Source organism: Paenibacillus sp. FSL M7-1455 (assembly GCF_038004655.1).
Lineage (GTDB): Bacteria > Bacillota > Bacilli > Paenibacillales > Paenibacillaceae > Paenibacillus_AQ > Paenibacillus_AQ cookii.
Genome location: NZ_JBBORO010000001.1, coordinates 2,957,689 through 2,970,170, shown reverse-complemented (window position 1 = coordinate 2,970,170; position 12,482 = coordinate 2,957,689). Strand labels below are relative to the sequence as shown.

Sequence of the window (12,482 nt, the reverse complement as noted above, 5' to 3'; positions counted from 1 at the left end):
ATGAGGCTGTTACGTTCGCATATCCGGCATCGAATGCTGAAAAGATTTCCAAGCGCTTAGGAGATTACTTTACGGAAGGGCCGGATCGTCGGATATACGCACGGGGTTATTCAAACTTCCCAATATCCTATATTCCCTTTAAACTCCCGATTTCTGGAGATTTACGAAGTTTATGTTCACCCGGATTACAGGGGAGATCGGATCGGGTCTCAATTGGTCGACCGCATGATTGCTGAAGCTGAATCAAACGGCATAACTCATGCGTTTGTAGGTTCATCGAACCTGGATTGGCAACGTACCGTCGGTTTTTATGAGCGGCACGGATTCAAAATGTGGTATGTACAAATGTATCGCTAAACATATTTTTTAGGCGGCTTTTATTGAATCTTACAGGATATGCAGGTCATAAATCCATTTTTGCGGATACCTGACGGTGTCCGCTTTTATTTTCGTGAGAAACCGCATCTCTATGGATGTTTACCTGTGCTGATCCTCCAATTTTTCTAAAGGTAGGCAAACGATATGAGGAAATTATTAAAGAATGCCAGCATGGTTATAATTGGAATTTCTATATTCAGTTTAATAGGATGCAGCCATTCCGGTGAAACAACAGCTAAACTCATTGAGAAAGAGTTGTCCGAAAAATATAGTGAATCCTTTAAAGTAAAATATTTAGGGGAACGATGGGGTACAACAAGCAATGATACAGTAACGACATACGTGAAGGCATTGGATTCTGGCATCATGTTTACTGCCCTGATGGATCCATCGGAAAATATCGTCGAAAATTACCCTGAAATGCTTTTAATGCATAAATTTGCATCCGTTTTTAATCAAGCGATTGTTGATCAAGAGCTAGATGCCTCTTCGTGGATAAGAATTCATCCGAAACAGCCTGTTGAAATCACGAAAGAAACGACCATTGAGCAGTATCTTGAACAATCGGAAGCCGAGTATATTCATGTTGAAATTGTCATGAAAAGTGATGAAAGTATTACAGCAGAGAAATTAAAAACAATCGTTCAACAAGCCTACGAAGAGTTTAAGGGTCCTTCTGTTTCAGCAACGTATTGGATATTTAAAGATGATGAATACCAAAAGGTAAATGAAATGTTGAAAAAAGTTGCAAATATAGATCCTTCTTCCTTAGAGAGTTATGAATATGATACGGAAGTCTTCGTTGAGTTAACGGAAAATGGTTTTGTAGATTCGGATGAAGATATTCAAACGAGGCTGAAAGGAGGGAGGAAGTAAGCTTATCACTGGTAAAACAGTATTTTACGGGGTAAAATCGATCGAATAGGCGGGGCTTTAAATAGATTTTGAATAAGGAGGGGTATGATTGATCGTCCTGAAAGATATCGGGAGATTCGAGGAGCTGCCGGAAATCGCGATGCATATTTACCAAGGAAACATTCCGGCTTTAGATGCGGCAATCGCAGCAGGCTGGGATATTGAGGAGGGAATCGTACTTAGTAAGCATATTACGCTAAGTCCGTTAGATCTGGCGCTCATATCGCAGCAAAGGGAGGTTATCAAGCTGCTGGTAGAGCACGGCGTCAACCTGAATGTGCATCATCATCCAGCTTTTTTGACGGCCGTTCGCTATTGCGGGGAGGACATCGTCCGTTACATTGCAGCGCAAGGAGCCGAAATGGACAAGCTCGATCAAACGGGGGCGGGCGCGTATTCACAGGCTTACTATGGCAACAAAAAAAATATTCCGCTCATTCATGTGCTGGGGTTAGATATCAAGCTGCATGGCGGTGCCCTCATGAGGCAAGCCGCCTCGGACCATGACCTGAAAACAATCAAGTATTTGCTCGATCAGGGGGTGGACATCAATTATAACCAACCGGATATGGTCTATCCTTATCAGGCGACTCCGTTAACCGTGGCTGCTCGGACGGGGAATATGGCCATGGTCAAATTTTTGGTTGAACACGGCGCGGACGTTACTCTGGCGGAAACAAACGGCGAGCGGCCGTATACGATTGCCATCAGCAATAAGAATACGGTCATGGCTGATTATTTGAAATCGCTGGAACCGGCTGATTTTCATCATGCGGAGAACAAGAAATACGAGCTTAAAAAATATAAATTACCCGGTGAACTGCTCAGCTTTCTTACGGGAGACCAGCTGCGCCTTGAGCTGGCGCAAAACGAATATGAAATCGGGTATATTGATTTTTTCACCTTGACCGATACGATAGAGATGAAAGTCGGCAGGCAAAAGCTGCTGCGTCTTTCCGCCGATATCGACAATTACTCTGACCTGCAGTTGGTTTGGAACCCGAAAAATAAAGGCCGGATCGGCTGTTATGACGTGGAGCATCAGACTTATGCGGACTTATGCAGCTTTACGGAATTCCTCGCGCAGCCCGAACTGCACCTCGTGAAGTTTCTGGAGGGAGAGTTGTAAAACGTTGCTTCAAGAGGGTTACAATTATCCTTTTGATTTTGGATCACTTTACATATTCGCCTTCGGGCAGTATATCCTGAAGATTAGACAAAGCGCCTTCATGCACCTTATAGTAGGGATATCATCGGACAGAGGGGTAGAGAACTGTGGGGAAAGCGACAATCGGGGATGTGGCGGCGCGCGCCGGCGTGTCCAAAAGCACCGTATCCCAATATCTAAACAAAAGATACCAGCATATGGGCCAGGAGACGCGGACCAAGATCGAAGAAGCGATTGAGGCCCTCGATTACCGGCCCAACGTTCTTGCCCGGGGACTGAAGCAGAAGCGGACCGGTTCGGTCGGCGTCATCGTTGCCAACATTATGCACCGGCTTTCTACGGAAATATGCCGGGGCATCGAGGACTATTGCCAGGAGCAGAACATCAGCGTCATTCTGTGTAACAGTGACGAGGACGGCGAGAAGGAGAAGAAATATACCGAAATGCTCCAGGCCAAGCAGGTCGACGGTATCATTCTCCTGCCTACGGGCAAAAACGGGCCATTGTATGAAAGCCTCGCCGAGCAGGGGTATCCGATCCTCTTCATGGACCGTCGCGTAAACAACGTCAAGGCGGATACGATTGTGGTCGATAACAGAAAGGCAGTCACCCGGGCAGTGGAGCATCTGGCGTCGCTCGGCCATCGGAGCATCGTCTTGGCTACGGGACCGCTGACGATCAGCACGCGAACCGAGCGTACGGAGGGGTTCCGCGCAGCTATGCGTGAGCTCGGTCTGGATGACGGGAGTGGTAACATCATCAATGCGGAGATCTCCTCGCTTAAAGACCGGCTTCGCAAACGCTTTGAGGAACCGGAGGCGCCGACGGCACTCATTGCGGGGAACGATCTGGTGCTGCTCGAAGCGCTTGCTTTTGTTAAGGAGCAGGGGCTGCGTGTGCCAGCGGATTTGGCGCTGGTCGCATTCGACAACATTCCGTTCGCCCACCTGTTGACGCCGACGCTAACGACGATCAACCAGCCTTCCCTGGAGATGGGCAGAAAAGCGGCCGAGCGCCTGATTACCCGCATCCGGTCGGAAGAGGCGCCGGAGGCGGCCGAGTTTGTCTTTGAATGCGAGCTTGTTGTGCGCGAATCATCCGGCCAGGCCCGTTGAAGGTGCTGCCGAGGTCATCATACACTTTAAACAAAACCAGCTTTGGGTCCGGGACCGGGAGCTGGTTTTTGTCGTAGTTTATCCGATATGGGAGAAGTCTCCATGTTTGAAGGCTATGCTTTTTCAGAATCATGACAGCGCTTAAATGTAAGGGGTTGCAAATTAATAAATCCAGGTTTATAATGAACCCATGAGTTCAAGTAAATCGGTTTACTAAATCGATTTACTTCAAGAGGCGTTATTTCTGGTATCCTGATTATCCGATGTAGCATGAAGGAGGATGACTATATGAAGGCAGTTTTTGTGCCGACCTCTGTATTTGGCAATACTCCCGGTCTGCAGCATGAATGGGCGCAGACGGTTCGCGCCGCCGGAGCAGACGGCATTGAAATAAGACGGGAATTGTTCCCCCCGGGGAAGCTGCCGCTTGCCGAATGCCGCGAAGCCAACCGGAACAGTGGGCTGCGCTGCATATATTCCGTTCCGCTGGAGCTGTGGGACGAAGCCGGAAGGCTGAATGAAACGAAGCTGTCGGGGGTTCTGGAAGAGGCGGGAATTTTACGGCCGGAGATGCTGAAGGTGTCGCTTGGGCATTTCATGGCAGCGGACTGGGCCGATCCAGGAGAAGATGCGATTGAAGCGTCCGGAGTCCGGAAGTCTTCGGAAGTCCATGCAAGCCGGAACAGCGGCGAACGCCTGACCCGTCTGGGCGAACTGCTTGATCAATACAGGGCTTTGCATGGGCCGTTGACCCTGCTGATCGAGAATGACCAAACGCCGCATGGAGGCAACGCCGGAAATTTGAAAGCGTTCTTTCAGGCGGTGGAGCGTTCGGGCCTTGGCGGAGTAGCCATGACGTTCGATACCGGCAATTGGTTGTATGCCGGAGAAGAGCCCGTGAAGGCGGCGCTGGAGTTGGCTCCTTACACCAGCTACATTCACTGCAAACATGTCGTATATTCGGAAGACAATGCTTTGCAAACGCTTCCTATCCCCGAGGAAGAAGACGCAAGCTGGCGAGAGCTGTTGGCTCATTTGCCGGAACATGCGCCCCGGGCGATTGAGTTTACGCTTCCCGGACCGGAGAGTCTGTCAGGATATCTGAAGATGCTCCGGCAAGCGCCAGGCATGCCGTGAAAAGGACGAAAACGGACAGATTGAAGGAGGCATGGCAACCATGTTGAAAGATTCGGTAACTTTTGGAGAGGCTATGGTTATGTTCGTAGCAGGCAGACCCGGCGCATTGAAGGACATTGACACCTTCAGCCGCCGTCTAGCCGGGGCGGAGGTCAATGTGGCCGTCGGCCTTTCGAGACTTGGACTAACTTCCGGGTGGATCAGCCGGTTGGGCGAGGATGCGTTCGGCGATTATATCGTGGAATATCTTGCTAGGGAGAAGGTGGACATCGACGGTATTACCCATGATTCCCGCTATCCAACAGGGTTCCAGCTGAAGTCGATGGTGCTGGAGGGAGATCCGCAGGTGCAATATTTCCGCAAAGGTTCCGCCGCAAGCACGCTTGGTGAGGCCGATGTGGACTCCGGCTATCTGACCGGCTTCCGGCATCTGCACATGACCGGCATTCCGCCGGCGCTGACGAAGAGCACCCGCGCATTCGCTTATGCGGCGCTGGAGACGATGAAGGGTGCGGGACGGACCGTTTCTTTCGACCCCAATCTGCGCCCCTCCCTCTGGTCTTCGAAAGAGGAGATGAGGGAGGTCATCAACGACCTGGCCTGCCGGGCGGACTGGGTGCTGCCGGGGATCGAAGAAGGGGAATTTCTGACCGGCTCCAGGGACCCGAAGAAGATCGCCGAATTTTATCTGAACCGGGGCGTTTCGCTTGTTGCCGTCAAGCTGGGGCCGGAAGGAGCCTATTTCCGCACCCCGTATGAAGAGGGAACGGTTCCGGGCTTTGAGGTGAAGAAGGTTGTGGATACGGTCGGGGCTGGGGATGGCTTTGCCACAGGCTTGATCGGGGGACTTCTGAGGGGGTTAAGCATCACCGAAGCGGTGCGGCAGGGAAATGCAATCGGCTCGATTGCAGTGCAGTCCGTTGGAGATCACGACGGATACCCGACGATGGAAGAGCTAAAGGCATATCTTCACTATCATCTGACAGGAGTGAGAACGAGATGAACAACTTGAACAAAGGCAGCTTCGTCGCTTCACGCTGGCTGCGTCTGATGCCGATCGTCTTTGTAACGTACAGTCTAGCCTACCTGGACCGGGCGAACTACAGCTTCGGCGCGGCTGCCGGCATGGCCAAGGATTTGCAGATTTCGGCGGGAATGTCTTCGCTGCTTGGCGCGCTCTTTTTCCTGGGGTACTTCTTCTTCCAGGTACCGGGTGCCCATTATGCCGAGAACAAAAGTGCCAAGAAGCTCGTATTCGGTTCACTGATTTTATGGGGGCTGCTGGCGGGAGCTACCGGTATCGTCCATAATGTTCATATTCTCATCATCATCCGTTTCTGTCTCGGCGTGGTTGAAAGTGCGGTTATGCCTGCGATGCTGGTCTTTCTGAGCCACTGGTTCACGAAAAAAGAGCGCTCACGCGCCAACACCTTTCTCATCCTCGGCAATCCTGCAACCGTGCTGTGGATGTCCATCGTCTCGGGTTATCTCGTATCCGCCGTCGGCTGGAGATGGATGTTTATAATTGAAGGTCTGCCTCCGATTATTTGGGCGTTCTTCTGGTGGAAGTTCGTGAACGACAAACCCGCTGAAGCGAACTGGTTGACTGCAGAGGAGAAAAAGGAACTTGAGAGCACCCTGAATGAAGAGCAGAAGGGACTGAAGCCCGTTAAGAACTACGGCGAGGCGTTCCGGTCGCCGCTTGTCATCCGGCTGTGCCTGCAGTATTTTTTCTGGAGCATTGGCGTCTACGGCTTCGTCATGTGGCTTCCTTCGATTATCAAGGCCGCTCCTGACATGAGCATGGTCGCTACCGGGTGGCTGAGCTCCATCCCTTATGTGCTCGCGGTCATTGGGATGCTGGTCGCGTCCTATTTCTCGGATAAAACGGAGAACCGGAAAGCTTTTGTCTGGCCGTTCCTGATTGTAGGTGCGGTCGCCTTCTACGCCTCTTATTTGCTGGGAGCGGATCATTTTTGGATTTCATTTATTCTGCTGGTCATCGCCGGCGCCGCGATGTATGCCCCTTACGGACCGTTCTTCGCCATCATGCCTGAAATTTTGCCCCGGAACGTCTCGGGCGGCGCCATGGCGCTGATTAACAGTATGGGGGCGCTCGGTTCTTTTGCCGGATCATACATCGTCGGCTACCTGAACAGCCTCACTGGAAGCTTCGGCGCCTCCTATATTTTTATGGCCGGCTCGCTGCTTATGTCCGCAATTCTGACTTTAACCGTGGGCAGATCTCGCAAAACGGCGGAATCAACACCAGAGGGAAAGCTTGAGGTGTCGACAAGATGAACATTCAACTTGCGTTGGACCGAATGAGCATACAGGAAGCCATCGATATGGCGAAATTGACAGAACCTTATATCGATTGGATCGAAGTCGGCACTTCTCTGATCAAAGAATTCGGCATGGCGGCTGTAGAATCGATGAAGCGCGAGTTCCCCAGCAAGGTCATCGTAGCGGATGTCAAAACCTTCGATAACGCCGTATACGAGTTCGAATTGTGCTATAAGGCGGGGGCTGACGTGGCAACGGTCATGGGTGCCTCTCCCCCGGTCACCGTTGAGCTCTGCATGAAGACCGCCCAGACATGGGGCAGGCAGGTCATGATCGACCTGCTTCATACGACGCCGGAGGAACAGGCGGCGCTTGCCCGGTACCGGGAGGCGGTCCATTGCTTCCATGTCAGCAAAGACCAGCAAGAGGGAGGCGGCTCCCGCTTGACCGGGCCGGGCGCATATGAAGCCGCTTCGGATGCCGGGAGAGCAGGCAACGCAGGTTTGGGCGGGAGCCGTAGCACCACAGGTACCAATGGGACCCTTGTATCAAGTGGGGCTGGTGGAATCGGTGCTGGCGAAGCACTGCCCAGAAGTATGGGGGCCGCCGCATCCGGTGCCCCCGGTTCGGTCAGCGAAAGCCCGGCGGAACTTCGGATCGCTGCCGCGGGAGGGATCACCCTGGATTCTCTGCCGGGACTGTTCGCGATGAAGCCGGAGGTTCTCATCGTCGGCTCCGCGATTACGAAAGCTGCGGACCCGGTCGCCGCTGCCCGATCGTTTCAGGACTGCATCCGGAAGCTAGGGAGCAGGTAGCGGGTCATGCCCGGGCTCCAATGAAAAGATTTATATATAGAAGCAACGTCCGAGCAGCGGATTTCATTGCATCCGAAGGTTGCGAATGCGGATGAATTCTGCTCGATCGGGAATGAAGAAGGAGAGACTGAACAATGATAAACAAGCTGATGACGATACTCGCGGAAGCTCGTGCCGTGCTGGAACGGGTAGACGAGAGTGATGTTAACGAGACAGCCGCCCTACTGGCGGGTGCTCCCCGGATCTTTGTCGTAGGCGAAGGCCGTTCGGGACTGATGGCCAAATCCTTCGCCATGCGGCTGATGCACCTCGGCGCGACCTCCTATGTGATCGGGGAGACGATCACCCCTTCGATCGCCGAGGGTGATTATGTAGTCGCCGTCTCCGGCTCCGGTACGACGCATAGCGTCGTCTGGACCGCAGAGAAGGCGCGGGAGCTTGGTGCGTCGGTCATCGCCCTGACGACCGACGTCGAATCCCCGCTCGCCCGGTCGGCCGTGCGGGTGCTCGCCATTCCGGCGGCCACGAAGCACCGCCGGGAAGGCGAAAGCGCGAGCATTCAGCCGCTAGGCTCGCTGTTTGACCAATGCGTCCACCTTGTGCTGGACGCGGTCTGCCTGTGCTACGCGGAGTCTCGCGGCGTGGACAACGCCGCGGCGTTCAAGCAGCACAGCAACGTGGAATAGCGACATCCGTGCTTTCACCGCCGCTCTACTGTCGAGCATTTCACTATCGGGTCATAGCCTTTTAAGCTAATGAACGAGAGCTCAATGAATACATGTAATGGCAGTAGCTTATTGGGTCGATCATGAAACTATAATAATTAAGCAGCCGGGTGCGATTACCCGGCTGCTTTCGTATGACTAGACCGACTTCCCCCTCATGATTTTGATGAGAATATGGTTGAGTAATGGCGTTTTTGAAGCAATGAAGAGAGGCTGGAATAATATGCGGAACAGTAATCGCCATCCTCCGGTATATCACCAAACCCATATCCGCTATACGTTGTTGAAATCATGCATGTCAGGCATAATCTGTGAAAAACGGCTTTTTTCTCCGTCTGGCCTCTGCACTTCCTTTTCTATAAAAAACCTTTCGAATAAGGGGGCTTCCAAACGATCACCGCTTTTTGAATCGTTCGGCCCGTGAAAATCAGCGTCTCTTTACTTTATCTTTTATTAAACTTCACGGTTACAAAAATAGCACCCGCGACCGAGACCGCCGCGATGATAGCCGCAAAGAGCGAGGCACCCAGGGAGATGCTGGTCCTATCGATCAAAAAACCTGTCCCGATCGGCAGCAGCGCCGCAGGTACGTATCCACCGATATTCAGTACCGCATTGGCTTCGGCGCGGCGATGTTCCGGGACATGCAAGCTGATCAGCGTCAGGCCTCCAAGCTGCCCCAATCCCTGTCCTGCACCCGCGAGCACCGCGGCTATAACAAGAAATGCGGGTGACGAGTACATGACGGCAGAAACCAGGCAGATCATGGACAATAGGATAACCGCAACTCCCAGAAGAAACAGACTGCGAACCGGGAGCCTTTTGACAACGAATTGTATGCCCGTTGCCGCCAAGAACATGACACAGGCTGTTCCTCCAGCCACCAAGGGGCTGGTCACATGCAGCAGTTTGGACAGCAGCGGAGGACCCAGCGACAGTACAAAGGAAGTCGAGGTAATGCCCGGGGCAAACACGGATATTCCCAAAGCTAAGTGCAGACGGTTATGCTTAGGAACCGACGGGAAGCGCAGCTTCCACTCTTCGTGCGCAGGATTCCGCCGGGAGGGAAGACGTGCTGCCACCATAAAGGCGGTTGCCAAAATGATAAATTGAGCGGAATACACCGGCACGACGGGGTGCGCAAGAAATTGGGCCATCATTCCGGCCAGCAGCGGCCCAAGTCCGGCTCCGAGGACCATGGCCACGGAAGCGGCAAGGGATGCCAGCTGTTTCTTGGCGTGTCCACCGGAATCCACGACCGCCGCCATGCCGGCGGAGACGATGACGCCGACGGCTATGCCCGTCAGCAACCGCGCCGCGAGCAGCATGCCGACCGAATCGGCCAATGCAAACAGCGCACAGGCGGCCACCGCAGCCAGTAGACCCGGATAAAGCACCGCCTTCCGTCCCAAGCGGTCGGACAATTGTCCGGCTGCGAGCAGGCTGCCAAGCAAACCCGCGATATAAGCGGCAAAAATAAGCGTGAGCGTTCCGTTCGTGAATCCCAGCGCCGTCTGCCATTGTACATACAGCGGCGTCGCTGAATTGGACAGCATGAATACGGCAGTTACGATCCAAGCCGTAGTCCAGATGCGGCGCGTTGATATGCGGGAGTCCTCCGATGTTTGAGGAATTTCCGCTTTTTTTGCATGATCGATCAAGGTAATCTCCTCCTTACAACCTACAAATGCGTGCCATGCCTCCGTGTTGCCGTGCAATTAGAATACGTTATAATAGTTCATAACTGAAATACCTATTTGTTATGTAGGAAATAACTATATGGTTATGAGGGTGTGTACGATGAAAATGAACTTGAACCACCTGAATGTTTTTATGACAGCCGCCGAAAAATTGAACCTTACCGAAACGGCGAAAGCATTGTTTATTTCCCAACCGGCTGTGAGCAAGACGATTAAACAGCTTGAAGAGGCGCTGCAAGTGAGATTGTTCGTCAGGGATAAGCAGAAGGGGATCATTTTAACCGATGTCGGCAAAGAGGTGCTGGTATTGGCCCGGCAGATGCAATCCATTGAAAACCGCATTTTTCAGGTAGCCAGCCGGGAGAGCCAGCTCTTATCCGGAAAAATCAAAATCGGCTCGTTTCCCGCCGCGTCGACTCTATTACTCCCGGAGGCTATCGCCAGGTTCCGGGCCAAGTATCCACATGTTCAAATCGAACTGAATGAGGGGGTATCCGACCAGATCAAGGAATGGGTCACCGACCGTACCGTGGAGATTGGGCTCGTCGCGTCCCCTTTTACGGGATTTGAGTATCATAGCATGGTTCAGGATCACATGGTGGCCGTCATTCCGGACGATCATGAGCTGCAGAGTACAGCGGTTGTCGACCTCGGAAGATACCGGCATGACATGATTTATTGCAAAGGCGGGCATGAGGCGGCGATGAACAGCATACTTCAACAGCACCAATTGAATCTCGAAAGCAGCTTGACCGTCCAATCGGCCGAAACCCTGATCCAGATGGTCCGCAGACGGCTCGGAATCGGTCTTGTGTTCGACTTTACGCTGTCTTCCGTGTCCCACGAACTCATCGTCAAACCAATTACGCCTGCCATTACCCGGGAGATTGGGGTCATCGCGCTTTCTTTCGAGGAGATATCCCCCGCGTCCATGGCATTTGTCCGTATGTTGAGAGAACCATGAACCAAGCTGCTTTCGGCAACTATGAGACTTATTATGCTAACGGTCAGTTTACTTAATCAGAAAAAGCACTCTGCGGAGTGCTGTTTGAGCGTGTTTTTCCAATCGAAAGATGCGAAACTTGTGTCCCCGTCCAGCCCAGGATCGTCGAGCCGGATGGGGTTGCCTGCTTTCAAACAGGATTGGATGGCGCCTCCGATAAAAACGCCGGACGATTTTTCGGGGATGAACAGCATGTCCCACGCCACTTCCGCGCTGGCTCCAATGTAGAAGGTGTAACCTAACTGCATGTCGAATCCTCTTTAGAACCAGCATACTTACGTTGTATATAGGTAACGTACCACCATACGTTCCTGGACTTCTTGTAAAACGCGACTATCTGGTTAAAGCACAACGGGTGCGTCGAATGGAAGTTGGAAAAGCATCCGCCTTATGCGCAAGACAGAAGGGAGGGGTGCCTTTATTGAAGGACTGCTGTCCAGTGAAATCCCGGAGCCGGATGTAGCCCCAAATGGGTTATGCAGAGATGCAGAGATATCGTATGCATGAAGCCAGCGAGGCACAGCCTGATAACGTAAAGGAGATAAAACCATGGAAAATAACAAATTAATAAGAATGGACAATATGGGCATCGTCGTAGAATCCCTGGATGACGCGATCTCTTTCTTCGAGGAGATTGGCTTGACGCTTGAAGGGCGAACCACTGTCGAAGGCGAATGGGCGGGTCGAGTAACCGGGCTGGGTTCACAACGTGTAGAGATTGCTATGATGGTTACCCCGGACGGCCACAGCCGGCTTGAACTTTCGCGATTTATTACCCCGCCTACGATATCAGATCACCGGAATGCACCTGTAAATGCCCTCGGTTATCTACGCGTCATGTTCACCGTTGAAAACATTGACGAAATGGTATCCAGACTCACGAAGCATGGTGCTCAGCTCGTCGGCGAAGTGGTCCAGTACGAGGACTCGTACCGGCTCTGCTACATTCGTAGCAAAGAAGGACTTCTAATCGGTTTGGCGGAACAACTCGGAAATAAATAAGCACAGTTTAGATGAAGACTTCACTGAATATAGATTACTAGAGTAAATATCCTGGAGCCGACCGCCTATTGCTTCAATGTCATGCAGGAGGGCAGCGCCCAAGGGGACGACATGTTCCGTGATGAGATCGAGCGAGGAGTGGCAGAATGCACGCTTAAATAGCCGCGTAGTCGCGGCTATTTTTGTTTTTCCGGGCTACAGGCCGATAAGCTAACGGCAGTTTACAACAACAAGTGCA

13 protein-coding genes are annotated in these 12,482 nt (G+C 52.4%); 11 read left to right on the top strand and 2 right to left on the bottom strand.

Annotated features, from left to right (window positions below):
• The first annotated feature begins 63 nt into the window (after positions 1-63).
• The 9 genes from NYE48_RS28240 (at position 64) to hxlB (ending at position 8,500) form a co-directional block, all read left to right on the top strand.
• A complete protein-coding gene (locus NYE48_RS28240) occupies positions 64-357 on the top strand; it encodes a GNAT family N-acetyltransferase (RefSeq protein ID WP_445324070.1) in 294 nt (97 codons plus the stop codon).
• Positions 358-522: 165 nt separating this feature from the next.
• A complete protein-coding gene (locus NYE48_RS13695; RefSeq protein ID WP_036715404.1) occupies positions 523-1,254 on the top strand; it encodes a hypothetical protein in 732 nt (243 codons plus the stop codon).
• Between the two features lie 88 nt (positions 1,255-1,342).
• A complete protein-coding gene (locus tag NYE48_RS13690) occupies positions 1,343-2,422 on the top strand; it encodes an ankyrin repeat domain-containing protein (RefSeq protein ID WP_340999058.1) in 1,080 nt (359 codons plus the stop codon).
• 146 nt (positions 2,423-2,568) lie between these two features.
• On the top strand, positions 2,569-3,576 hold the full coding sequence (locus NYE48_RS13685; RefSeq protein WP_340999057.1) for a LacI family DNA-binding transcriptional regulator: 1,008 nt from the start codon (positions 2,569-2,571) through the stop codon (positions 3,574-3,576).
• A 288-nt stretch (positions 3,577-3,864) separates the two neighbouring features.
• Positions 3,865-4,713: a sugar phosphate isomerase/epimerase family protein gene (locus NYE48_RS13680; protein WP_340999056.1), complete on the top strand. Its 849-nt coding sequence runs from the start codon at positions 3,865-3,867 to the stop codon at positions 4,711-4,713.
• A 40-nt stretch (positions 4,714-4,753) separates the two neighbouring features.
• Positions 4,754-5,716 (top strand): sugar kinase, encoded by a 963-nt coding sequence (locus NYE48_RS13675; RefSeq protein ID WP_212949549.1) that lies wholly within the window; start codon positions 4,754-4,756, stop codon positions 5,714-5,716.
• Positions 5,713-7,014, top strand: coding sequence for an MFS transporter (locus tag NYE48_RS13670; protein WP_340999055.1), 1,302 nt, complete (start codon positions 5,713-5,715; stop codon positions 7,012-7,014). Before NYE48_RS13675 ends, NYE48_RS13670 begins: the two co-directional genes overlap by 4 nt.
• Positions 7,011-7,814 (top strand): orotidine 5'-phosphate decarboxylase / HUMPS family protein, encoded by an 804-nt coding sequence (locus NYE48_RS13665; protein WP_340999054.1) that lies wholly within the window; start codon positions 7,011-7,013, stop codon positions 7,812-7,814. Before NYE48_RS13670 ends, NYE48_RS13665 begins: the two co-directional genes overlap by 4 nt.
• 134 nt (positions 7,815-7,948) lie before the next feature.
• Positions 7,949-8,500: a 6-phospho-3-hexuloisomerase gene (gene hxlB / locus NYE48_RS13660; RefSeq protein WP_036715412.1), complete on the top strand. Its 552-nt coding sequence runs from the start codon at positions 7,949-7,951 to the stop codon at positions 8,498-8,500.
• Between the two features lie 482 nt (positions 8,501-8,982).
• Here hxlB and NYE48_RS13655 read toward each other — a convergent pair whose 3' ends face one another.
• Complete coding sequence (locus tag NYE48_RS13655; protein ID WP_340999053.1) at positions 8,983-10,200, bottom strand: MFS transporter; 1,218 nt, start codon at positions 10,198-10,200, stop codon at positions 8,983-8,985.
• 139 nt (positions 10,201-10,339) lie between these two features.
• Here NYE48_RS13655 and NYE48_RS13650 point away from each other — a divergent pair, with 139 nt between their 5' ends.
• A complete protein-coding gene (locus NYE48_RS13650) occupies positions 10,340-11,203 on the top strand; it encodes a LysR family transcriptional regulator (protein WP_340999052.1) in 864 nt (287 codons plus the stop codon).
• 56 nt (positions 11,204-11,259) lie between these two features.
• Here the strand turns inward: NYE48_RS13650 and NYE48_RS13645 are convergent, their stop codons facing one another.
• Positions 11,260-11,490 (bottom strand): hypothetical protein, encoded by a 231-nt coding sequence (locus tag NYE48_RS13645; RefSeq protein ID WP_340999051.1) that lies wholly within the window; start codon positions 11,488-11,490, stop codon positions 11,260-11,262.
• A 301-nt stretch (positions 11,491-11,791) separates the two neighbouring features.
• Here NYE48_RS13645 and NYE48_RS13640 point away from each other — a divergent pair, with 301 nt between their 5' ends.
• Positions 11,792-12,244 (top strand): VOC family protein, encoded by a 453-nt coding sequence (locus tag NYE48_RS13640; RefSeq protein WP_340999050.1) that lies wholly within the window; start codon positions 11,792-11,794, stop codon positions 12,242-12,244.
• The last annotated feature ends 238 nt before the right edge of the window (positions 12,245-12,482 follow it).

Coding starts and splice junctions, on each gene's coding strand:
- NYE48_RS13650 (WP_340999052.1), top strand. CDS start 10,340: ATGAAAATGAACTTGAACCACCTGAATGTTTTTATGACAGCCGCCGAA.
- hxlB (WP_036715412.1), top strand. CDS start 7,949: ATGATAAACAAGCTGATGACGATACTCGCGGAAGCTCGTGCCGTGCTG.
- NYE48_RS13675 (WP_212949549.1), top strand. CDS start 4,754: ATGTTGAAAGATTCGGTAACTTTTGGAGAGGCTATGGTTATGTTCGTA.
- NYE48_RS13695 (WP_036715404.1), top strand. CDS start 523: ATGAGGAAATTATTAAAGAATGCCAGCATGGTTATAATTGGAATTTCT.
- NYE48_RS13680 (WP_340999056.1), top strand. CDS start 3,865: ATGAAGGCAGTTTTTGTGCCGACCTCTGTATTTGGCAATACTCCCGGT.
- NYE48_RS13645 (WP_340999051.1), bottom strand. CDS start 11,490: ATGCAGTTAGGTTACACCTTCTACATTGGAGCCAGCGCGGAAGTGGCG.
- NYE48_RS13640 (WP_340999050.1), top strand. CDS start 11,792: ATGGAAAATAACAAATTAATAAGAATGGACAATATGGGCATCGTCGTA.
- NYE48_RS13670 (WP_340999055.1), top strand. CDS start 5,713: ATGAACAACTTGAACAAAGGCAGCTTCGTCGCTTCACGCTGGCTGCGT.
- NYE48_RS13665 (WP_340999054.1), top strand. CDS start 7,011: ATGAACATTCAACTTGCGTTGGACCGAATGAGCATACAGGAAGCCATC.